The sequence below is a fragment of the Microbacterium mangrovi genome (assembly GCF_000802305.1).
Taxonomy (GTDB): Bacteria; Actinomycetota; Actinomycetes; order Actinomycetales; family Microbacteriaceae; genus Microbacterium; species Microbacterium mangrovi.
The window spans coordinates 70,293-92,333 of the sequence record NZ_JTDK01000008.1 but is presented as its reverse complement, the minus strand read 5'-3'; the positions used below and the strand labels follow the sequence as shown (position 1 = coordinate 92,333).

Sequence of the window (22,041 nt, the reverse complement as noted above, 5' to 3'; positions counted from 1 at the left end):
GGGCGAGCGGGTCGCCCGCTCGCGAGCTTTGTCTTGACATACACAACTTAGAGCGCTCTAATTCAAGTGCGCAAGTACTTTCACGGGCAGTCGCCCCTCGACGGAGAGAGAACAACCATGGCCGAACCGCGCCTCGACACGAGGACCATCCGCATCGGACTCATCGGCGCCGGCATGGCCGGCCAGGCCCACGCGTTCGGCTACCGCAACGCGTCGATGGCCGACGCACTACGCGGCGTGCGCGTCGAGCGCACCCACGTGGTCGACGCCTTCGCCCCACTGGCTCAGGACGTCGCCGAGCGCTACGGCTTCGAGCGGTGGGGAACGTCGGTGGACGAGCTCCTCGCCGACCCGGCGATCGACGCGGTCAGCGTCGCCCTGCCCAACAACCAGCACCTCGACGTTCTCACCAAGGTGCTGGCATCCGGCAAGCACGTGCTCACCGAGAAGCCGCTCGGGCTGGATGCTGCCCAGGCCGCGCGCCTGGCCGGACTCGCCGCCGCGCCCGGTCGCGCCGGAGCGGTCGACGCCGTCGGATTCTCGTACCGGCGCCTGCCTGGGCTCGCGGCGCTGCGCGCAGCGGTCGCCGAGGGTGAGATCGGACGCATGTACCACTTCGAGGCCACGTACTACTGCCACCATGCGGCCGACCCGGCCGACCCGTTCACCTGGCGGTTCGACCAGGCATCCTCGGGCGGCGGTGCCCTCATCGACATCGGCCTGCACGCGATCGACGCGGTCGAGTTCGTCGTCGGCGCGATCACCGAGGTCACCGGGGCGCGCTTCGCGACCTACATCTCCGAGCGCACCGACCGCGCCGGCGTCGTGCACCGGGTCACCAACGACGACGCCGCGGCCCTGCTGCTCGTCGCCGGGGACGGCGCCACCGGAACCCTGCAGGCGAGCCGGGTCGCGCACTCCACGCCGAACTCCCTCGCGATCCGCGTGTTCGGGGAGCGGGGGATGGTGAGCTTCACCACCGAAGAACTGAACAGCTTCGTCATCCACCAGGCCGGCGGCGATCCGCGCTTCGACGGGCCGCGCCGCGTCATCACCGGGCCGCTGCACGGCGCCTACGTCGACGTCTCATCGTTCCGTTCGCGCGGCGTCGGCACCGGCTATGGCGAGGCGTTCGTCGCCCAGGTGCAGGCGTTCCTCGGCTGCATCCTCGACGGCACGCGCTCCACGACCGACTTCGCCGCGGCCGCGCAGACGATGCGAGTGCTGGATGCCGCCACCCGATCCGCGGCGTCCGGCCGTCCGGCGCTGCTCGGCGCCGATGCCGATGCCGATGCCGATGTAGCGCAGGTCACCGCATGACCGTCGCGCTCCCCGCGTCGCGCATCGCCGACCCCGCGCAGGCGCCGGCTCTGCGCTGGGGCGTCCTCGGCCCGGGCCGCATCGCCGAAGCCTTCGCCACGTCGCTGCGTGCGCACACCCGGCAGGTGCTCGCGGCGGTCGGGTCGCGGAATGCCGCGCGCGGCGCCGTGTTCGCCGAGCGGCACGGGATTCCCGCCGTGCACGGCGCGTACGAGGACCTCGTAGCCGACCCTGCGGTGGACGTCGTCTACATCGCGACGCCGAACCCGTTCCATGCGCGGTGCGCGCTGCTGGCGATCGAGGCCGGCAAGCACGTCGTCGTCGAGAAGCCGTTCGCGATGGATGCCGACGAGGCGCAGCGCGTCGCGGAGGCCGCGGCATCCCGCGGGGTCTTCGCGATGGAGGCGATGTGGCCGCGGTTCCTGCCCGCGACCGACGTCATCCGGCAGGTGCTGGGCGCCGGGAGCATCGGCGACATCCATGCGGTCTCGGCCGACCTCGGCGAATACTTCGCGCCGGACCCGACCTCGCGGCTCTTCGACCCCGCGCTCGGGGGCGGGGCCCTCCTCGACCTCGGCGTCTACCTGGTGTCGTTCGCGTCGTTCGCGCTCGGCGGGCTCGAACGGGCTGCGCCGGAGCGGGTGATCGCGGCCGGGTCGCTCACCGAGACCGGGGTCGATGCGCAGGTGAGCATCGTGCTGCAGGGGGAGGGGCACCGCCACGCGCACCTGTTCACGACGCTCGAGGCGCGCACCCCGACCTCCGCGTTCGTCACCGGAACCCGCGGAGTCCTCGAGGTACACGCTCCGTTCTACCTGCCGTCGGCGATCACGGTCACCCCGCACGGCGGGGATGCCGCCACGGTGCGGTTCGCGCAGCACCGCCCGGAGGACGCCCTCTGCTTCGAGGCGGCGGAGGCGGCCCGGCAGATCGCCGACGGCCGCACCGAGTCGCCCCTGATGCCGCTCGCCGAAACGGTGCGGATCATGCGGACGCTGGATGCCGTCCGCGCCGAGCTGGGGCCCTGAGTTCCGGGGTGGTGTCGGGCTTCGACAGGCTCAGCCCGCCAGCCCGTGCGTCCTGAGCCTGTCGAAGGCACCCCACCGGGGTCGTTCAGCCCGCGTCGGTGCCGGCCACCTCCGCGAACGCGGCACGGAAGGCCTCCAGGGCGGCGTCGCTGGAGGCCCGGGCCCAGCCCTCGAGCCCCACGACGCCGGTGTAGCCGATGCGCCGCAGCACGGCGGCGATCGCGGGGTAGTTGATCTCGCCCGTGCCCGGCTCGCAGCGGCCGGGAACATCGGCGACTTGGATCTCGCCGATGAGGGAGGCGGCCCGCTCGACGAGCTCGATCAGGTTCCCCTCCCCGATCTGCGCGTGGTACAGGTCGAGGTTGACGCGTAGATGCGGGCTGCCGACCGCATCCACCAGGGCGATCGTGTCGGCCGCGCGGGCGAACGGGGTGCCCGGGTGATCGACGGCGGTGTTGAGGTTCTCGAGGGTGAACACGCGTCCGCGCGCCTCGCCGAGGGCTGCGAGGTGTTCGAGGGTCCGGGCCGCGGCGATCCAGTCCGGGCCGGAGGGATGCGGGTGCGGCACGACCGGCAGCCCGCGGTCGTCGAGGCCGGTGCCGTGCAGGTTCAGCCGCGGGCTGTCGATGACCTCCGCAGCATCCAGCGACTCGCGCGCAGTGGCGAGGAGTTCGCGGGCGCCGTCGGGGTCGGTGAGGCTGCCCCGCAGGTAGCCGGTCATCGACGAGAACGTGGCGCCGGTGGCCGCAAGGGCGGGGAGGTCCTTGGCCCCCCAGCCCCAGATCTCCACCTGGAACCCGGCCGCGTCGATGTGCCGCACGCGGTCGGCGAACGGCAGGTCGGTGAAGAGCATCTCGGCGGATGCCGCCAGCGTCACCCCTGACGTGCGGGTCGGGACGCTCATCCGAGCACACGCCCGTCGGCGCCCAGCCGCACCACGGTGCCGCGTTCGACCGATGCGCGGCAGGCGAGCGCGAGGGCGAGGGCGGCGCGGGCATCCTCACCCCGGGCGCCGGCCACCTCGCCGGTGCGGATCGCGACGGCGAACGCGGCGAGTTCGTCGGTGTACGCCTGGCGGAACAGGTCGATGTTCAACCTGCTGGTCTCGGCCCACGCCCCGTCGGCGCCGAAGTAGCGGGCGCTCGTGGCGTGGATGTCGCCTGCGGTGACCATGCCGGCCGAGCCGAAGACCTCGCCGCGGATGTCGTAGCCGTACACGGCCGAGAAGTTCGCCTCGGCGACGGCGAGCGCGCCGTTGTCGTACCGGATCGTGACGACGGCGGTGTCGAGGAGGCCACCGTCCTTGAAGTCGGGGGCGACGAGCGCGTCGGCGAGCGCGACCACTTCGACCGGGGACGCGCCGGCGTTGAACCAGTTGAGGGTGTCGAAGTCGTGGATGAGGGTTTCGTTGAAGATCGTCCAGGGCTTCACCGCACCCGGGTTCGCCAGGCCGGGGTCGCGGGTGAGCGAACGGAGCAGCTGCGGGGTGCCGACGCGGCCGTCCAAGACGAGCGCGCGGGCGGCGGCGAAGTCGGTCGCGAAGCGGCGGTTGAAGCCGACCTGCAGCGGGACCCCGGCGGAGGCCGCGGCGGAGATGGCGCGGTCGGCATCCTCGAGGGTCAGGGCCATGGGCTTCTCGACGAAGACAGCCTTGCCCGCCTGGGCCGCGGCGACGACGAGGTCGGCGTGGGTGAAGGCCGGGGACGAGATCACGACGCCCTCGACCGCGGGGTCGGTGATGAGGTCCGCAGCGTCGAGGGACGCACGGGCGCCGAACGGTGCGGCGACGCGCTCAGCGGCGCCGGGCACCGGGTCGGCGACCGTGACGAGTTCGGTGTCGGGGATGCGCCGGGCGATGCTCTCGGCGTGGAAGGCGCCGATCCAGCCGGCGCCGATGAGTCCGAGACGGACGGGAGAGGAGATGGTCATGGCAGGCGAGAATAGCACGTGCTAGTAGCACGTGCTAGAGCCACGTCCGATTTCGTGCGACGATGGACCATGCCCGCTCGCCCCACGATGAAGGACGTCGCCGACCACCTCGGTGTCTCGCGCCAGCTCGTCTCGCTGGTACTGCGCGATCTGCCTGGCGCCAGCGACGAGACGCGCCGCCGCGTGCGCGAGGCGGCCGACGAGCTCGGCTACCACCCGGATGCCTCCGCCCGGCTCCTGCGCGGCCGTCGCAGCTTTCGGCTCGGCGTGCTGTTCACGATGCACGAGCCGTTCGAGGTCGACCTGGTCGAGGCGCTGATGGCCGACGCCGCCGCGCGCGGCTACTCGCTGGCCCTCGGCCCGCTCGGTTCCGGCCGCACCCAGCCGGAGGTGATCGCGGACCTGCTCGGCCAGCGCATCGAAGGGCTCGTCGTCCTCGCGACCGGCGACGGGTCGGCGACGATCGCCGGCCTCCCCGACCAATTGCCGGTCGTGCAGCTCGGCGGTCCGCGCAGCGCGGACCCCGTCGATGACGTCCGGGTCGACAGCGGGTACGGCATCCGGCTGCTCGTCGATCACCTCACCAGGCTGGGGCACGAGCGGATCGCCTACGTCACCGGGGGATCGGGGCCCAACGCCGCCGATCGCCGGGAGGCCTACGTCGCGGCGATCGCGGATCGCGGCCTCGTGCCCGACGTCCTCGAGGGCGCGTTCAGTGAAGAGGGCGGTTCGGCCGCCGCCGATGCCCTGCTGGCCCGCGGAGCCCTGCCCACCGCGGTGATGGCCGCGAACGACCGCACCGCAGTCGGACTGCTGTCGACGCTCGTGCGCCGCGGCATCCGCGTCCCCGAAGACGTCTCGGTCGCCGGCTTCGACGACAGCTCGATCGCCGCGCTGCCGTACGTGCGGCTGACGACGGTGCGGCACGACCCGCAGACGCTCGCCGCCCAGGCGCTGGATGCCGTCATCCGCCGGATCGACGAGCCGGATGCCCCGCCGGTCGCGCATCGGGATGCGCCCGAGCTCGTCGTGCGGGAGAGCACCGGCCCCCGGCCCTGAGCCCTGTCACCAGCCATGTAAGTTTGACAGGACATAAGGTCGTCTGGCATGGTGGAGGGAACGACGAAGGAGTCTCCATGTCGCATTCCGCATCCGGCAGCAGCACCGCCGCCTCTGCTCTTCCCTCACTCACGCCCGGGCCCTACCGCAGGCGCCTGGGCGTCGTCGCACTCATCGCCACCCTCGGCGGACTGCTCTTCGGCTACGACACGGGCGTGATCAACGGCGCCCTCGGCCCGATGAGCGCCGAGCTCGGCCTCACCCCGTTCACCGAAGGCCTGGTCACCGCCTCGCTGCTGCTCGGCGCCGCGATCGGGGCCGTCACGCTCGGCCGCGTCGCCGATGCCTGGGGCCGGCGCCCGACCATCACCCTGCTCTCGATCCTGTTCTTCGTGGGCGCGCTCACCTGTGTGCTGGCGCCGAACGTCGAGGTGATGATCACCGGCCGCTTCGTCCTCGGCCTCGCCGTCGGCGGTGCATCCACCGTCGTCCCCGTGTTCCTCGCTGAACTGGCGCCGTACGAGATCCGCGGTTCGCTCGCCGGTCGCAACGAGCTCGCCATCGTCGTCGGCCAGCTCGCCGCATTCGTCATCAACGCGATCATCGGGATCGTGTGGGGCGAGCACGAGGGCGTCTGGCGCATCATGCTGTCGATTCAGCTGATCCCCGCCCTCGCCCTGTTCATCGGCATGTTCCGGATGCCGGAGTCACCGCGGTGGCTGGCCGACAATGGGCATCACGAGAAGGCGCTCAAGGTGCTCAGCGAACTGCGCCCCGCCGAGCGTGCCGAGCCCGAGCTCGCCCAGATCGAGCAGATCCGCGCCGAGGAAGAGGCCGAGAAACTCAACTGGAAGAGCATCCTGGCCGACAAGTGGCTGCGCCGCATCCTGCTGGTCGGCATCGGACTGGGCGTCGCCCAGCAGTTCACCGGGATCAACTCGATCATGTACTACGGCCAGCAGGTGCTGACCGAGTCCGGATTCTCCAAGAGCGCGGCTCTCATCGCGAACATCGCACCGGGCGTCATCGCGGTCGTGGGCGGCATCATCGCGGTGAGCATCATGGACCGCTTCAGCCGTCGCAAGACGTTCCTGCTCGGGTTCGCGCTGACGACCACGTGTCACGTCCTCATCGGCATCGCATCGATCGCGCTGCCGGTCGGCAACCCGCTGCGCCCGTACGTGATCCTCTTCCTCGTCGTCGCCTTCGTCGGCTCGATGCAGACCTTCCTCAACGTGGCCGTCTGGGTCACGCTGTCTGAGATCTTCCCGCTGAAGATGCGCGCGTTCGGCATGGGCGTGTCGGTCTTCTGCCTGTGGATGGCCAACTTCTTCCTCGGCCTCTACTTCCCGTCGCTGATCGCCGCCGTGGGCATCACCGGCACGTTCTTCGTGTTCGCGGTCCTCGGTGCGCTCTCGCTGTTCTTCGTCTTCAAGTGGGTGCCCGAGACCCGCGGACGCACCCTCGAGCAGCTCGAGGAGGAGGTCACCACCGGCACCATCTTCCTCCCGGAGCACCTCCGCGCGAACTGATCGACAACGAGAAGGGGCGTGCCCGGCATTTCCGGGCACGCCCCTTTGTCGTGGGCGCCGTTCAGGCGCCGATCGTCGTCACGCCGGCCACCCGCGGCACATCGACCCAGGTGCGCGTTCCGGCACTGCGCAGGGCGGCATCCGCGATCTCGGCCGCCGCCCAGCCGTCCGCCGCCGACGGGGCCAACTGCCGGCCTTCGGCGACCGAGCGCAGGAACAGCGATGCTTCGATGGTCTTCAGATCGTCGAACCCCATACCCGTTCCCGCGCCCGGCTGGAAGCGCCCGAAGTCCCCGAACCTGGGATTCGCCATGACCGTGCGGTATCCGGACGGGTCGTCGGCCAGGCGCAGTTCGTTGAGCCGCTGGAAGTCCCAGCGCAGCGACCCGCGCGTGCCGTAGACCTCGATCGTGTACTCGGCGTGCGGACCGACCGCGATGCGGCTCGACTCGAAGACGCCGATCGCGCCGTTGTCGAACCGGGCGGTGACGACGGCATAGTCCTCGTTCTCGACGTCGCCGGCGGGGGCGTCCTCCGCGCCGCGGCTGAAGTGGCTGGCGGCATCCGCCGACGGCAGGGGCCGACGCCGGATGAAGGTCTCGGTGTCCGCCGACACCCGGGCGAGGGGGCCGACGAGGTACTGGGCGAGGTCGAACCCGTGCGAGAGCAGGTCGCCGAGCACACCCGAGCCGGCGCGCGCGCGTTCGAACCGCCACGTGAGGGCGCCGAGCGGGTCGGACGAGTAGTCGGCCAGGAACGCGACGCGCACGTTCGTCACATCGCCGATCGCCCCCTCGCGGATCAGCCGCCGCGCGTGCGCGATCGCCGGGGCGTGCCGGTAGTTGAAGCCGACCGCGGTGACCACGCCGGCGGATGCCGCGGCGTCCGCGATCTCGCGCGATTCCTCGGCGCTGCGGCCCATCGGCTTCTCGATCCAGAAGGGCTTGCCGGCCGCCGCCGCGGCCAGAGCGATCTCATGATGCAGGAAATTCGGGGCGCAGATGGAGACGAGATCGATCGCGGGGTCAGCGAGCAGGTCGCGGTAGTCGGCGTCGGCCGCCTCGTAGCCGAGCACGTCGGTGGCGTGGCGGCGTCCGCCGGCGTCCGGATCGGCCGCGCGTTTGAGCACGGCACGCACCGGCAGTTCCGGATAGTGGTGGGCCGCCGCGAGGTACGCGCGCGAGTGCAGGCGTCCCATCCAGCCGACCGAGATGAGCCCGACGTTGAGGTTCTTCATGATGACAAGTCTCGCGTCAAAGATCGCGAATTGCAAGGCCAACAGAATGTCTATATGATAGGACAAGCTTGAAGACTATTCGAGGAGACGCCATGCCGCTCGTCCGCATCGATCACAGTGAGAGCCGCCCGAATCCCACCGAGATCGCAGGAGCGATCCACGACGCCATCGTCGCCGTCTACGGCATCCCTGAAAGCGATCGCTTTCAGGTGATCACGGCACGTCCCGCATCCACGATCATCGCGGAGGATGCCGGACTCGGATTCGAGCGCACCGACCCGCTGATCATCCAGATCTTCACGCAGCGTGGGCGCACAACGGTGACCAAGCAGCAGCTGTACGCCGAGATCGCGCGGCGACTGGAGACCGTCGGTGTCGCCGGCGAGGACGTCTTCATCGGGTACGTCGAGAACGGGCCGCAGGACTGGTCGTTCGGTTTCGGCCGCGCGCAGCACGTGACCGGCGAACTCGCGGTGCCCGCGACAAGCACCACAGCCTGAGCCCGCTCGGGGGTGCGGCGCAGGTGCCCCCGCTGCTCTCCTCAGTGCTGGGAGGTCGACTCGCGAACGATGAGCCGCGCCTCGGTTTCGGGGCCGGCTTCCGGCCTGGGCGCGTCGGTTGCGGCACTCAGTGCCAGTTCTGCGACGTAGCGTCCGAGCCCTGCGGTGTCGACCCGCACGCTCGTGAGGCTGGGGACGAAGAGCGATGCCAGCGGGCTGTCGTCGTGGCCGACGACAGCCAGGTCGGTCGGAACGGCGTGGCCAGATCGGAGCGCAGCACCGACAACGAGTGCGGCGATGTCGTCGTTGTACGCGACGACGCCGTCGACGCCTTGAGCGAGCCAGCCCTCGACCGTCTCTGCTGCGCCCAGCGGATCGATGTCGGCGTCCGCAGCGAATCCTGCGCCGGTCTGTTCTGCAAGCGTTCTGCTCGCGAGCGCGCGGCGAGTGCGGACGAGGTCGGCGATGCGTGCATCAGCCGATCCTGCGAATGCGAGCGTGGTGCGACCCTGCGCGAGCAGGTGCTCGACCTGGATGCGCGGGCCGTCGGCGTAGCGCAGGCCGTCTTCGGCGGGCTCGGACTGGTCCTCGAGGACTGTCGCGATCACGTGCTGCACGCCGCTGTCGTGAATCTCGGAGACCGTCTTGCGGGGGAGGGCGGCCATCCCGAGGACCACATCCGGTTGGAGTGTCTCCCAAAGCGGCTGTGCCTGCCCGCCGGGGTGCGGGGTCATCGTGACCAGTGAGTAGCCCGCGCGATCCAGCACGAGGGACGCCTCATCCAGGTGGGTGCGCATGCTGTAATCCATCGGCCAGTCCGGGAGGATCAGCAGGACGATCCGGCTCTGCCCGCTTCTGAGTGCGCGCGCGGCCATGTGCGGCCGGTACCCGAGACGCTTGGCCTCCGTGAGTACTCGCTCACGGGTTGCGGTGGGGATCGTCTGGCCCGGCGTGTTGTTGAGCACGAAGCTGACGGTGGTGCGCGAGATGCCCAGCGCGCGCGCGACATCTGCCGCGGTCACGCGCTTCAGGGCTTCCGAATTCGTCACGCTTTCTCCTTCGATCTCTCGACTCTATCTCGCACTTGCACGTGTTAGCCAGTCGGGCATATAGTGACCTCACTAACTCGTGCAAGTTGCACACCCCTCGACGATGGAGTCACCCGAAATGACGAACCCCGCAGGCGACATGGTCGCTGAAGCGAGTCCCGCCCCGCCCGAGCTTCCGAAGGTCGGCGCTCGGTACATCTGGTTCATGGTCCTGGCGCAGTTCGGCGTCTTCATGGCCTTCATCACTCCGATCGCGATCTCGCTCGCGATCCGCGTCCAGACGATCGCTCCGGGCCACGCCGAGTACCTCGGCTACATCACCGGGACCGGCGCCTTGTTCGTCATGCTGACCGCGCCGTTCATGGGTGTGTGGAGCGACCGGACGCGCACCCGCATCGGGCGCCGGCGCCCGTTCATGATCGGCGGCATGGCTGTCGGTGTCGTCTCCCTCGTGTGGATGGCCGTTGCCCCATCGATCGTCCTTCTCGGGCTCGGATGGGTCCTGGCGCAGTGGGGGTGGGGGACCGTCCTCAGCAACCTGCAGATCTCCACCGCCGACCGTCTCCCCGAATCGCAGCGCGGCAAGGTCGGCGGGCTGAACGGCTTCGCCACGCAGATCGCACCGGTCTTCGGCGTCATCATCGCGCAGTTCTTCACGGGGAGCCCCCTGCTGCTCTTCCTCGTGCCCGGCGCGGTGGGCGTCGTCCTGGTGACGCTGTTCGTGACTCTCGTGCACGAAGACGACAGCCGTGGACTGCCGAAGGAACAGCTCACCGTCGGACGGCTCCTGCGCAAGTATCTCTACAACCCGGCGCACTTCCCGGACTTCTCCTGGAACTGGCTCGGCCGCTTCCTCTTCTATTTCGGGCTCACGCTCAACACGACGTTCACCGCGTTCTTCTTCGCTGAACGCATGGACGTCACCGTCGACAAGGTCGCGGGGATCATCGCAGCCCTCGGCGGCATCGGTGTGCTCGCGACCACGGCCGGTGCCCTCGGCGGCGGCTTCCTCTCCGACCGGCTGCGTCGGCGCCGCGCGTTCCTGGTTCTCGGCGGAGCGGTGATGGCCGCCGGCATGACGACGATGGCGTTCTCGGCATCCCTGCCCGTCCTGATCGCGGGCTCGCTCGTCGTCTCGCTCGGCATCGGCCTGTTCGCGGCCGTCGACCAGGCTCTGCTGCTGGATGTGCTGCCCGAAAAGGAGACGGATGCCGGCCGGTTCATGGGCATCACCGGCTTCGCCACCTCGATCCCGCAGGCCGTCGCGCCGCTGGTCGCGTCTGCGATCCTTCTCATCGGGGTCAGCGGTGGCCAGAAGAACTACACCCTGCTGTTCCTCGTGGCCGCGGCGCTCGTCCTGCTCGGCGGGCTCGTCATCCTGCGCATCCGCTCTGTCCGCTGAAGCCCGTCCGCTGATCCCGTAAGGCACGTCATGACCGTCACTGTCACTCCCGTCCGCTTCGAACACCACCGGGATTCTCTCGGCATCGGCGAGGCCGCCCCGCGGCTCAGCTGGATCATCGAGGATGCCCCGGCCGGCTGGGCGCAGGCCTCCTATGAACTGGAATCCGCAGCCGGAGAGACGGTCCGCGTCGACAGCACCGAGTCGGTGCTCGTGCCGTGGCCGTTCGCTGCGCTGACCTCGCGCGGGCGCACGTCCGTGCGGGTTCGCGTGACGGGTGAGGATCAGACCAGCTCCGAGTGGTCGGATTGGGCGCCGGTCGAAGCGGGGCTGCTCGACTCCGGCGACTGGGTCGCACAGCGGATCACTCCGGTTTCCGGTGCGGCCGCGCTGGTGCGCCGCACGACGGATCTGCCGCCTGGGCCGATTCGGCGCGCCCGCCTCTACGCCACCGCGCACGGCCTCCATCAGTTCGAGATCGACGGGCAGCGGGTCGGCGACGATGAGCTCGCCCCCGGATGGACGGCCTACGAGTCGCGCCTGCGGTATCAGACGTACGACGTCACCGCGATGATCCACGGCGGTGCGACCACGATCGGCGCGTGGCTGGCCGACGGCTGGTGGCGCGGATACCTCGGCTGGGACGGCCGCCGCGAACTGTACGGGGCCGAGCTGGGTCTGTTCGCCCAGCTGGAGGTCGAGTACGAAGACGGCGAGCGAGTGGTGATCGCCACCGACGCCGACTGGCAGAGCACAGCCGGCCCGATCGTGTCGGCCGACCTGTACAACGGAGAGCACTTCGACGCCCGACTGCTCGACCCGAGCTGGTCCTCGCCGGCCGGCGAAGAGGACGGCTGGGTCCCGGTCACGGTGGCGGACTTCGACACCGTGCGGCTCGTCGCGCCCGACGGCCCGCCCGTGCGGGTCACCCAGACTCTGCCTGTCGTCGACGTGATCGCGTCTCCGTCCGGGCGGACCATCCTCGACTTCGGTCAGAACCTCGTCGGGCGTCTGCGCATCACCGTCACCGGTCAGGCGGGAGACACGGTGGTGCTGCGGCACGCCGAGGTGCTGCAGGGCGGCGAGCTCGCGACGGAGCCGCTGCGCGGCGCCAAGGCGACCGACACCTACGTGCTGCGCGGTGACGGCGTGGAGGAGTGGGCGCCGCGATTCACCTTCCACGGGTTCCGCTATGCCGAGGTCACCGGCTGGCCCGGTGACCTCGATCCGGCGGCGATCGTGGCGGAGGTCCTGCACTCCGACATGGAACGCACGGGATGGTTCACGGCATCCGACCCCAAGCTGGATCGGCTGCATCAGAACATCGTCTGGGGCATGCGCGGCAACTTCGTCGACGTGCCCACGGACTGCCCGCAGCGGGATGAGCGACTGGGGTGGACCGGTGATCTGCAGGTGTTCGCTCCGACGGCGGAGTACCTGTTCGACACGGCGGGGTTCTTGACGTCTTGGCTGAAGGATCTGGCTGCGGAGCAGGGCCGGTACGGCGGCACACCCATGGTCGTGCCCGCGATCACCACCGGCTACAGCGGACCGATGGCCGGCTGGGCGGATGCCGCCACGGTCGTGCCGTGGACCATGTACCGGGCGACCGGAGACCTCGGCGTCCTGGCGCAGCAGTTCGACTCGATGCTCGCCTGGATCGCGGAGGTGGAGGCGGCCGCGGGCGCCGATCGCATCTGGTCGGCGGGGTTCCAGTTCGGGGACTGGCTCGACCCTTCGGCCCCCGCGGGCCGCCCGGAGGCGGCCGCGACCTACCCCGAGATCGTCGCCACCGCGTACTTCGCCCGCTCGGCGCGGATCGTCGCCGACGCGGCGAGGCTGCTCCGGCATCCCGAAGCGGGGCGCCTCGGCGCGCTGGCCGACGAGGTCGCCACCGCCTTCCGTCGCGAGTACGTCTCGGAGTCCGGGCGGCTCCTCTCCGACTCCGCGACGGCCTACGCGCTCGCGCTGCAGTTCGACCTCGCCGGGGATGCCGCCGCCCGGACCCGGGCCGCCGACCGACTGGCCGAGATCGTCCGCTCGAACGGGTTCAAGATCGCCACCGGGTTCATCGGCACCCCGCTGATCTGCGATGCACTGTCGGCCAACGGACACCTCGACACCGCGTACCGGCTGCTGTTCCAGACGGAGGCGCCCTCATGGCTCTACACCGTCGAACAGGGCGCCACCACGATCTGGGAGCGCTGGGACTCGCTGTTGCCCGACGGCACGGTGAACCCCTCCGGGATGACGTCGTTCAACCACTACGCGTTCGGCGCGGTCGGGGACTGGCTGCATCGCGTCGTCGCGGGCCTCGCCCCCGCAGCGCCGGGATATCGTCAGCTCCGCGTCGCGCCGCAGCCCCCACGACGCGGCCTGACCTCGGCGTCGGCCCGCCTGCGGACGCCGTACGGCACGGCTGAGAGCGCCTGGGTGCTCGACGGCGGCGCCCTGCAGCTGACCGTCCGCGTGCCCGTCGGAGTCACCGCCGAGGTGGTGCTGCCATCGGGCGCCCAGCACACGGTCCGCCATGGCGAGCACCGGTTCACGGAACCGTTCGAGGTCGACCAGGACGCGCAGGTCACCGTCACTGTCGACACTCCGCTGGGAACCCTCATCGAGAGCTCCGAAGCGATGGCCGTGCTCACGGGCGTCATCACCAAGCACATCCCCGAGGCCGGCGAGCACATGGCATCCGGACTCCGCGGGCAAGAAGCGGTCACACCGCGTCAGATCGCGGCGATGCTCCCTGCGCCGGATGCCGTGCTCGCCGACCTGGAACGCGGATTCGCCGCCGTCAGCGCCGGAGAGCCGGTGCCGGAGGACGTGCTCACCGCACCCGAGCCGAGCCCGGATGACGACGCCCTCGCCCGGGATGCCGCTCTGCTCACGGGTCGAGACTTCTGGTCCACCCGGGAGGCCGACGGAATCCGTTCACTGGTGCTCGTCGACGGCCCACACGGAGTGCGGCGTCAGGGCGGCACGGCAGACAACCTCGGCTTCAACGAGAGCCTCCCCTCCACGTGCTTCCCGCCCGGCGTCGGGCTGGGATCCAGCTGGAACCCGGAGCTGGTGCGCGAGGTCGCCACGGCGCTGGGCCGCGAAGCCCGTGCCCTGGATGTCGATGTGCTGCTCGGGCCGGCGATCAACATCAAGCGTTCGCCGCTCGGCGGCCGCACCTTCGAGTACCTGTCCGAAGACCCGCGGCTGACCGGGGTGCTGGCCACCGAGTACGTGCACGGTCTGCAGAGCACGGGCGTCGGCGCATCCCTGAAGCACTTCGCGGTCAACAGCCAAGAGACGGAGCGGATGCGGGTGGACGCACAGGTCGACGACCGCGCCCTCCGCGAAATCTATCTGCCCGCGTTCGAGCGGGTCGTCACCGAGGCGCAGCCCGCGACCGTGATGAGCGCGTACAACGCGATCAACGGAGCATTCGCCTCCGAGAACGAGTGGCTGCTCACCGAACTGCTCCGGGACGAGTGGGGCTTCGACGGCCTCGTGGTCTCCGACTGGGGTGCGATCAAAGACCGCGTGCGGGCCCTTCAGGCCGGCCTCGATCTGGAGATGCCCGGAACCGGCGACGAGGGGACCGAGGCGATCATCGCCGCCGTCCGCGACGGACGCCTCGACCGGTCCGTGGTCGAGCGCAGCGTCGCGCGACTGGCGCGGCTCGCCGATCGCACGGCGTCGGACGGCGGCGACCACGCGATCGATGTGGATGCCCATCACGAGCTGGCCCGCCGGGCCGCGGGCGAGGCGATCGTGCTGCTGCGCAACGAGCGCGACACGTTGCCGTTGCGGCCAGGGCAGCGCATCGCGGTGCTCGGGCAGCTCGCCGCCGAACCGCAGTTCCAGGGCGGCGGCAGCTCGCACGTGAACCCGACCAGGCTCGACATCCCGTTGGAGGAACTGCGCGCCGAGCTCGGATCGGACGTCGCCTTCGCCCCCGGGTACGACCGGGGGAGCACCGACGCGGATGAGGGTCTGCGTGCGGAAGCCGTCGAGGCTGCCCGCCGGGCCGACGTCGCCGTTCTGTTCGTCGGTCTCCACGAGCACGACCAGTCCGAGGGCTTCGACCGCACCGACATCGACCTGCCCGAGCCGCACGTGCGGCTCATCGAGGCCGTCGCCGCGGTGGCGCCCCGCACCGTCGTGGTGCTCTCGAACGGCGGCGTCGTGTCGCTGGAGCCCTGGCACGACAGCGTCGACGCGATCGTCGAAGGGTGGGCCCTCGGCCAGGGCGTCGGCCACGCGCTCGCCGCGGTGCTCACCGGCGCGATCAACCCGTCCGGTCGTCTCGCCGAGACCATCCCGCTGCGAGTGGAGGACACCCCGTCATATCTGTCGTTCCCCGGAGAGAACGAGGTGGTCCGGTACAGCGAGAGCGTCTTCGTGGGCTATCGCTACTACACGACCGTGGGCCGGGACGTCCGCTATCCGTTCGGGCACGGCCTGAGCTACACGACGTTCGAGTCCGAGCTCGCGGTGACGGTCACCGGCGCCGACAACGCGGTCGCCCACGTGACGGTCACCAACACCGGTGAGGTGGCCGGCGCGCACGTCGTGCAGCTCTATGTCGCGCCGACGAATGCTCCCGTCCGACGCCCGGTGCGCGAACTCGCCGGCTTCGCGAAGGTGGTACTCGAGCCCGGCGAAACCACCACGGTCGAGCTGGCGCTGGACCGTCGCGTTTTCGCCTTCTGGGATGCCCCGCACTCGCGGTGGTGGGTCGCGCCCGGGCGCTACGGCATCCAGCTGGGGGAGTCGGTCGAAGAGATCGTCGCCGAGCAGGCGGTCGACCTCGACGGCGATGTGGATGCGCCGAAGCCGCTTTCACTCGCGTCGACCGTGGGCGACTGGTTCGGCCATCCGGTGGTCGGCCCCGCACTGATGCAGGCCATGATGGCCGGCGCCTCGGAGGAGCAGCTCGCGGCGGCGGAGTCGAACGGCAACATGCTCAAGATGGTGGAGTCGATGCCGATGGGACAGTTCGCCCGCTTCCCGGGGGTGGAGATCCCCGATGACGCGCTCGACCAGCTGATCGCCCTGAGCAGCGGCGAGTTCGCGGCGGCGGAACGGTGACCGCGACCGACTCGCGGCCTCGCGTTCTCCTCACCGGGGCCACCGGCAACTGGGGCCGCGCCGCGCTCCGCGAATTCCGCGAGCGCGGCGACCGGATGCGCGTCATCGCCTTCGCGCTGGACACACCGCAGGACCGGGCGGTCCTGGACGAGTTCACGGGCATGGAGAACCTCGAGGTGTTCTGGGGCGACCTGCTGGACTTCGCCCACGTGGAGCGGGCCATCCGTGATGTCGATCTGATCCTCCACGTCGGCGCCGTCGTCTCTCCGGTCGCCGACCAGCATCCGGAACTGGCCCACCGGGTGAACATCGGCAGCATGCAGAACATCATCCGTGCGGTCGCGGCTCTGCCGGACCCCGGATCGGTGGGGGTCGTGGGCATCGGCTCCGTCGCGGAGACCGGCGACCGTACGCCGCCGATCCACTGGGGGCGCGTCGGGGACCCCATCCGCGTGTCCCGGTTCGACGAGTACGGGCAGACGAAGGTCGTGGCCGAGAAGCTGCTGATCGAGTCGGGGCTGCCGAAGTGGGCGTGGCTGCGCCAGACCGGAATCTTCCATCCCGGGATGCTCGCCCTCCGAGACCCGATCATGACCCACTCCACCCTCGGCGGGGTCATGGAATGGGCGACCGCGGAGGACTCCGCACGCCTGCTCGCCGGCATCGCGGAACGCGACCTGCCCGAGGAGTTCTGGGGCGGCATCTACAACATCGGCGGCGGTGAGCAGTGGCGGCTGACGAACTGGCAGCTCCAGACCGCCCTCAGCGGTGCGCTCGGAGTCGCCGATGTGCGCAGCTGGTACAACCGCAACTGGTTCGCCACCAAGAACTTCCATGGGCACTGGTACACCGACAGCGACAGGCTCCACGACCTCGTGCCGTTCCGGCGGGACACCTTCGACCAGGCACTCGCCCGCGCAGTCGCGACGCTTCCCGGCTTGGTCAGATCTGCGGGCCAGGTTCCGGGATGGATCGTGAAGAACCTCGTCATGCGACCGCTGACCCGGAAGCCTCGCGGGACCATGCACGCGCTCGCGCACCACGACCGCCCGGCCATCGAAGCTCATTTCGGCTCGCTGGAGGAGTGGCGGGCGATCGGCGATTGGACGACGTTCGCCGTCCCGGAGCCATCGCGCAGTCCCTCGTACCTGGACCACGGGTTCGACGAGGACAAGTCGCCCGCGGACTGGGATCGTGACGACTACGTCCAAGCGGCGGCATTCCGGGGTGGGGAGCTGGTCTCACCGGGCGTCCACGAGGGGCATCCGCGCGAGCCCCTGATCTGGAGCTGCGCGCACGGCCACATCTTCGCCGCCAGCGCGTTCCTCATCCTCACCGGCGGCCACTGGTGCCCGGACTGCACGCGCGACAGTGCCGGCTACGAGCGCCAGGCCGAACGCAACCCGTTCCTCGCCCAGCTGTACTCGGCCGCCGCGCCCGCGCGGCATGACGACCCGGCTCGAATCTGACGGCAGCTGCGCACTTCCAGGAGTACTTCATGTCGATTCGAGCACTGGCGATGGACGCCATCGTCAAACGTGTCATCGCCCGCAGTGGCAAGCAGGACGTCGCCGCGGAGATCGCGCGACGCCGCGCGGACGGACCGCCCGCGCCGGCCGCCGTGCCGGCGTCCGTCGCCAAGCGATTCGGCGTCAGCGAGACGCGAGTGGCCGGGTCGCGGGTCGTCACGCTCCGTCGCCGTGACGCGCGACCCGGGCGCGCCCTCGTCTTCCTCGCCGGCGGGGGTTACGCGCACCCCATCTCGAGCTCGCACTGGAAGGCCGTCGCCCAGGTCGCGACGGCAGCCGGGGTCGACGCCGTCGTCCCGCTGTACGAGGTGATTCCTGTCGGCGACGCGACCCGAGCGCAGGCGTTCGTGGCGGAGGTCCTCGCCGAGACCATTGCGGAGCGAGGCGCAGGGGCGGTGTATCTCGCCGGCGACTCCGCCGGCGGTGGCCTGGCACTGAGCGTGCTGCAGCACCACCCCGAAGGCGTCCGTGCCGCCATCCTCCTGAGCCCGTGGCTCGACGTCGAACTCGCACACCCGGCAGCGGCTGTGCTGCAGACTTGGGACGCCATCCTCGACCCAGACGAACTCCGACGCTGGGGCCGCGCGTGGGCCGCAGACCTGCCCACCTCCGACCCCGCGGTCAGTCCGCTCAACGGCAGGTTCGATGCCCTGCCGCCGGTGCACGTGGTCTCGGGAGGGCGCGACCTCCTGCTGCCGCAGGCGCTGGATGCCTACCGTCTCCTGCAACGGGCGGGGAACACGGGCACCTTCACGTACGCACCCGATGCGAACCATGCCGTGGGGCTCAGCCGCTCGGCCACACCCGAAGCGAAACGCGTGCACGACGAAGTCGTCCGCATCCTGCGATCCTGACCGAGGAGACGATCCTTCATGCCGACACCCCCGCAGACGTCACCGACGGCAGCCCTCGCAGGCGCGCGGTGGATCACCACTCCGGATGCCGTGCCGGCGCCCGGTCGGCGCCCGGCTTATGAGTTCCGCCGCGAGTTCACCGTGGCCGGCGGTGTGACAGGCGCGATCCTGACGGTTACGGCACACGGCGTGTATGAGGCGTTCCTCAACGGCCGACGAGTCGGCGATCTCGAGCTGACGCCGGGCATCACCAGCTACCGCAAGACGCTCCAGGTCCAGCAGTACGACGTGAGCAGCCTGGCCGCCGACGGACAGAACGAAATCCGCATCGTCCTGAGCGACGGGTGGTTCCGCGGCCGCGTCGGCGCCCACCGGGTGCCCGACAGCTTCGGAACGCAGACCGCGGTGGTCGCAGTGCTCACGGTCGAGACGACAGAAGGCGTCACCCGGGTGGTCACCGACCGTTCCTGGAAGACCGGCATCGGAGCGATCGTTCAGGCCGACCTGATGGACGGGCAGACCAGTGACCTGCGCCGTCTCGGTCACACCGACTGGCAGCCGGTCACGACCGCTGACGATCCGCTGACCCGACGCAACGATCGGCTGATCTGGTCGGTCGCGCCGCCGGTGCGCAAGACCGAGAGCTTCACTCCCGTCTCGATTTCGCGCCGCCCCTCTGGACGGCAGATCGTCGACTTCGGGCAGAACCTCAATGGCTGGGTCCGCCTAGCCGGACTCGGCCCCGCGGGCACCACGATTCACCTCACTCACGGCGAAGCGCTCGACCTCGAAGGGGACCTCACCCTCGGTCATCTCGACATCACCGTCGCCCCGGGACTGCCGAAACTGCCGGTGGGTCAACGCGACACCGTCGTCTCCCGCGGCAACCCTCGCGACTTCTTCGAGCCCCGCCACACGACCCACGGCTTCCGATACGTCGCGGTCGATGGGCTCGACGACGACCTGGTTCCCGGCGACATCACTGCAGTCCTGGTGCGCACCGACCTCCGTCGCACCGGCACGTTCTCCTGCAGCGACCCGCGCCTCAACGAGCTTCACCGCATCGCGGTCGCCAGCTGGAGAGCGAACACGCTCGACATCCCCACCGACTGTCCGCAACGCGAACGGTGGGGGTACACCGGCGACTTCCAGATCTTCTCGCGCAGCGCTGCATTCCTCGACGACATCACCGGGTTCGCGCGCAAATGGCTGACCTCGCTGGCCGATGACCAGCATCCGGATGGCAAGATCACGAACGTCGCACCCGATTGCGGCATCGAACCGGACCCCGTCATCCCCACCTCCTTCGACGGCTCCGCCGGCTGGGGCGACGCCGCCACCATCGTGCCGTGGGAGCTCTACCGCGCCTACGGCGACTCCCGTATTCTGACCGAGTTCGCGCCCATGATGCGCGCCTGGGTCGACTACGCGGCAAGGGCCGCAGCTGATGGTCGCCACCCCAGTCGCGTCGCCGCGCGACCCGAAGCCGCGCCGCACGAGCGGTTCCTCTGGGACACGGGGTGGCACTGGGGTGAATGGCTCGAGCCCGACGTCCCGTTCAACCCGCAGGGCGACCCCGCCATCGTCTCCACCGCCTACTTGGCACACTCCGCGCGGCTCACGGCCGACGCCGCTCGGGTGATCGGAGACACCAAGGCGGCCGAACGCTACGCGCGGTACGCAGAGGACGTCGTCGGGGCATGGCGAACAGAGTTCCTGGGCGCCGACGGAACGCTCGCGGTCCCCACCCAGGCGAACTATGCCCGTGGTCTCGCATTCGGCCTCATCCCCGCCGAGTTGACGGCTGCAGCGGCAGATCATCTGGTTCGGCTGATCGAGGAGAACGGTACGCACCTCGGCACCGGCTTCCTCTCGACCGGGATGCTGCTCCCGGTTCTCGCGGACAACGGCTACGCCGACGTCGCCTTCAACCTCCTGTTCCAGAACGACGAGCCGGGCTGGCTGGTGATGCTCGAACGCGGAGCCACCACGGTCTGGGAATCCTGGTCGGGAATCGACGCGGAAGGGAACCCGCACGAATCGCTCAACCACTACTCCAAAGGAGCGGTCATCACGTTCCTCCACGAGTACGTCGCAGGGATCGTCCCCGCCGAGCCCGGGTACACGAAGATCGACATCCGCCCCCACTTCGACGGACGCCTGTCCTGGGCGGAGGGATCGCTCGATACCCGGCACGGCGTCATTCGCAGCCGCTGGGAGCGCGTCGGGCGCGACGTCACTGTCTCGGTCAGCATCCCGAACGGCGTGACCGGCGTTCTGCACTTTCCGAACGGCGAAACGCGCGAGCTGTCCGCGGGGCAAAGCGACTGGACGCTCAGCCTGCCGGCGGGACCGACTCGCACCCCGTACCCCGACCTGCGTGGCGAGCGTCGTTCTGTGGCTGTGGCATCCGATGAGCCCGTGATCTGGGGCCGCATCGACCCGGACGTCATCACCCTCGGTGAGCTGCTGGATGACCCGGCCTCACGCGCCGTCTTCGATCGGGTCGTGCCGGGCATCGCGGACAGCCCGATGATCGAAATGGCCAGGCCCGTCCCGCTGAACACCGTGCTGGACATGGCGGCAGGGTCCATCCCGCCGGAAGGTCTTCGGCAGCTGCGCATACAGCTCGCCGAACTGTGACGTCCTCCACAGGTGAAACCCCACGATTCCGGGGGTCGCGATGGTCCTCCCCAAGCTCTGAATTTCGTATTACGATGAGCCCATGAGCACAGGCGAAACCATCAACGGCGTGCCGGTCACGGAGGAGCAGATCGCGGCGTGGGCGGCGGAGGCTGAAGCCGGCTACGACGTCGAGGAGCTCAAGAAGCGCGGGCGGGGCCGACCCGGTCGCGGCGCCGAGCCATCTCAGGTCGTGGCGCTGCGGCTGACGAGCGATGAGCTCGCGGCGCTCGATGCGCGTGCAGCGCAAGCGCATAAGACACGCTCCGAACTGATTCGCGACGCACTGGCCGCCTACGCCGCGTGAAGGTTCACGACGCCGCCCGCAAGCACGGGATCTCGAATGATGATGCCATCCAAGCAGCAACCTGGGCGGTCTGGATCGAGGACCTCGATGACGATTCGCCCGCTCGTCAGCTCCGACTCGGGTTCGACACGCAGGGACGGCTGCTGGAGACCGTCGTCCTCGTCTTCGACAGTGGCAACGAACTCGTCATCCATGCGATGAAGGCGCGTCCGCAGATGCTCGACTTGCTGCCGTAATGGTCCATGAGCGTGGGAAGAATTCGGGAAAGAACGAATCGAAACCGGACACGCTGAGTCTGCCCGAACGTCATCGGAACCGATCCTGGCAGCACGCGAACCCGCGTGAAATCAAGGGAACCCATCCCAACGCCGCTCACCACATCAACCCAGGTCAGGGTTCAATCCCTCCGTCTCCGTCAAAATTCCCGGTCAGAGGCGCTTTTTTGGCCCGTTGGACGAGTTCTGCAACGAACGCCACGGGATTCTTGACCAGGCTGGGCTACGTGATGAGCGCCGGTCGATGATCTTG

General features: G+C 69.8%; 16 protein-coding genes. 12 read left to right on the top strand and 4 right to left on the bottom strand.

All coding sequences use genetic code 11. The annotated features are described in order from the left end of the window. Positions 1-117 precede the first annotated feature (117 nt). Together LK09_RS09930 and LK09_RS09925 are read left to right on the top strand one after the other, a co-directional pair. A complete protein-coding gene (locus LK09_RS09930) occupies positions 118-1,320 on the top strand; it encodes a Gfo/Idh/MocA family protein (protein ID WP_052226641.1) in 1,203 nt (400 codons plus the stop codon). Then, complete coding sequence (locus LK09_RS09925) at positions 1,317-2,348, top strand: Gfo/Idh/MocA family protein (RefSeq protein ID WP_039398800.1); 1,032 nt, start codon at positions 1,317-1,319, stop codon at positions 2,346-2,348. Before LK09_RS09930 ends, LK09_RS09925 begins: the two co-directional genes overlap by 4 nt. An 85-nt stretch (positions 2,349-2,433) precedes the next feature. On the opposite strand, the gene LK09_RS09920 is transcribed toward LK09_RS09925, so the two are convergent. Beyond that, positions 2,434-3,252 (bottom strand): TIM barrel protein, encoded by an 819-nt coding sequence (locus LK09_RS09920; protein ID WP_039398798.1) that lies wholly within the window; start codon positions 3,250-3,252, stop codon positions 2,434-2,436. Beyond that, the gene (locus LK09_RS09915; protein WP_039398949.1) at positions 3,249-4,277 is read right to left on the bottom strand and encodes a Gfo/Idh/MocA family oxidoreductase; all 1,029 of its coding nucleotides are present in this window, start codon (positions 4,275-4,277) and stop codon (positions 3,249-3,251) included. Before LK09_RS09915 ends, LK09_RS09920 begins: the two co-directional genes overlap by 4 nt. A gap of 69 nt (positions 4,278-4,346) precedes the next feature. Between LK09_RS09915 and LK09_RS09910 the strand changes: the two genes are divergently transcribed. Together LK09_RS09910 and LK09_RS09905 are read left to right on the top strand one after the other, a co-directional pair. After that, a complete protein-coding gene (locus tag LK09_RS09910) occupies positions 4,347-5,336 on the top strand; it encodes a LacI family DNA-binding transcriptional regulator (protein WP_039398796.1) in 990 nt (329 codons plus the stop codon). A gap of 77 nt (positions 5,337-5,413) precedes the next feature. Further along, a complete protein-coding gene (locus LK09_RS09905) occupies positions 5,414-6,868 on the top strand; it encodes a sugar porter family MFS transporter (RefSeq protein ID WP_039398794.1) in 1,455 nt (484 codons plus the stop codon). A 61-nt stretch (positions 6,869-6,929) separates the two neighbouring features. Here the strand turns inward: LK09_RS09905 and LK09_RS09900 are convergent, their stop codons facing one another. Continuing rightward, complete coding sequence (locus LK09_RS09900) at positions 6,930-8,105, bottom strand: Gfo/Idh/MocA family protein (protein ID WP_039398792.1); 1,176 nt, start codon at positions 8,103-8,105, stop codon at positions 6,930-6,932. Between the two features lie 92 nt (positions 8,106-8,197). Here LK09_RS09900 and LK09_RS09895 point away from each other — a divergent pair, with 92 nt between their 5' ends. Continuing rightward, positions 8,198-8,605 carry a tautomerase family protein gene (locus LK09_RS09895; protein WP_039398790.1) on the top strand — a complete coding sequence of 136 codons (408 nt, stop codon included), beginning with the start codon at positions 8,198-8,200 and terminating at the stop codon, positions 8,603-8,605. Positions 8,606-8,646: 41 nt separating this feature from the next. Here LK09_RS09895 and LK09_RS09890 read toward each other — a convergent pair whose 3' ends face one another. After that, complete coding sequence (locus LK09_RS09890; RefSeq protein ID WP_231563007.1) at positions 8,647-9,654, bottom strand: LacI family DNA-binding transcriptional regulator; 1,008 nt, start codon at positions 9,652-9,654, stop codon at positions 8,647-8,649. A 118-nt stretch (positions 9,655-9,772) separates the two neighbouring features. On the opposite strand from LK09_RS09890, the gene LK09_RS09885 reads away from it, so the two are divergent. The 7 genes from LK09_RS09885 to LK09_RS09850 all read left to right on the top strand — a co-directional run bounded on the left by LK09_RS09885 (position 9,773) and on the right by LK09_RS09850 (position 21,749). Beyond that, positions 9,773-11,056, top strand: a complete 1,284-nt coding sequence (locus LK09_RS09885) for an MFS transporter (RefSeq protein WP_231563006.1) — start codon at positions 9,773-9,775, stop codon at positions 11,054-11,056. 30 nt (positions 11,057-11,086) lie between these two features. Next, positions 11,087-16,141 (top strand): family 78 glycoside hydrolase catalytic domain, encoded by a 5,055-nt coding sequence (locus LK09_RS21970; protein ID WP_231563005.1) that lies wholly within the window; start codon positions 11,087-11,089, stop codon positions 16,139-16,141. After that, complete coding sequence (locus tag LK09_RS09870; RefSeq protein ID WP_039398786.1) at positions 16,138-17,610, top strand: NAD-dependent epimerase/dehydratase family protein; 1,473 nt, start codon at positions 16,138-16,140, stop codon at positions 17,608-17,610. The genes LK09_RS21970 and LK09_RS09870 overlap by 4 nt, the downstream gene beginning before the upstream one ends. 29 nt (positions 17,611-17,639) lie before the next feature. Further along, entirely contained in the window at positions 17,640-18,524 is an 885-nt protein-coding gene (locus LK09_RS20740; RefSeq protein ID WP_082008178.1) for an alpha/beta hydrolase fold domain-containing protein, read from the top strand. Between the two features lie 18 nt (positions 18,525-18,542). Then, positions 18,543-21,167 (top strand): alpha-L-rhamnosidase, encoded by a 2,625-nt coding sequence (locus tag LK09_RS09860; RefSeq protein ID WP_082008177.1) that lies wholly within the window; start codon positions 18,543-18,545, stop codon positions 21,165-21,167. Between the two features lie 82 nt (positions 21,168-21,249). Next, a complete protein-coding gene (locus LK09_RS09855; protein ID WP_039398784.1) occupies positions 21,250-21,513 on the top strand; it encodes a ribbon-helix-helix protein, CopG family in 264 nt (87 codons plus the stop codon). Next, positions 21,510-21,749: a toxin gene (locus LK09_RS09850; RefSeq protein WP_039398782.1), complete on the top strand. Its 240-nt coding sequence runs from the start codon at positions 21,510-21,512 to the stop codon at positions 21,747-21,749. The genes LK09_RS09855 and LK09_RS09850 overlap by 4 nt, the downstream gene beginning before the upstream one ends. Positions 21,750-22,041: the final 292 nt, after the last annotated feature.

Coding starts and splice junctions, on each gene's coding strand:
- LK09_RS09930 (WP_052226641.1), top strand. CDS start 118: ATGGCCGAACCGCGCCTCGACACGAGGACCATCCGCATCGGACTCATC.
- LK09_RS09925 (WP_039398800.1), top strand. CDS start 1,317: ATGACCGTCGCGCTCCCCGCGTCGCGCATCGCCGACCCCGCGCAGGCG.
- LK09_RS09920 (WP_039398798.1), bottom strand. CDS start 3,252: ATGAGCGTCCCGACCCGCACGTCAGGGGTGACGCTGGCGGCATCCGCC.
- LK09_RS09915 (WP_039398949.1), bottom strand. CDS start 4,277: ATGACCATCTCCTCTCCCGTCCGTCTCGGACTCATCGGCGCCGGCTGG.
- LK09_RS09910 (WP_039398796.1), top strand. CDS start 4,347: ATGCCCGCTCGCCCCACGATGAAGGACGTCGCCGACCACCTCGGTGTC.
- LK09_RS09905 (WP_039398794.1), top strand. CDS start 5,414: ATGTCGCATTCCGCATCCGGCAGCAGCACCGCCGCCTCTGCTCTTCCC.
- LK09_RS09900 (WP_039398792.1), bottom strand. CDS start 8,105: ATGAAGAACCTCAACGTCGGGCTCATCTCGGTCGGCTGGATGGGACGC.
- LK09_RS09895 (WP_039398790.1), top strand. CDS start 8,198: ATGCCGCTCGTCCGCATCGATCACAGTGAGAGCCGCCCGAATCCCACC.
- LK09_RS09885 (WP_231563006.1), top strand. CDS start 9,773: ATGACGAACCCCGCAGGCGACATGGTCGCTGAAGCGAGTCCCGCCCCG.
- LK09_RS21970 (WP_231563005.1), top strand. CDS start 11,087: ATGACCGTCACTGTCACTCCCGTCCGCTTCGAACACCACCGGGATTCT.
- LK09_RS20740 (WP_082008178.1), top strand. CDS start 17,640: ATGTCGATTCGAGCACTGGCGATGGACGCCATCGTCAAACGTGTCATC.
- LK09_RS09860 (WP_082008177.1), top strand. CDS start 18,543: ATGCCGACACCCCCGCAGACGTCACCGACGGCAGCCCTCGCAGGCGCG.
- LK09_RS09855 (WP_039398784.1), top strand. CDS start 21,250: ATGAGCACAGGCGAAACCATCAACGGCGTGCCGGTCACGGAGGAGCAG.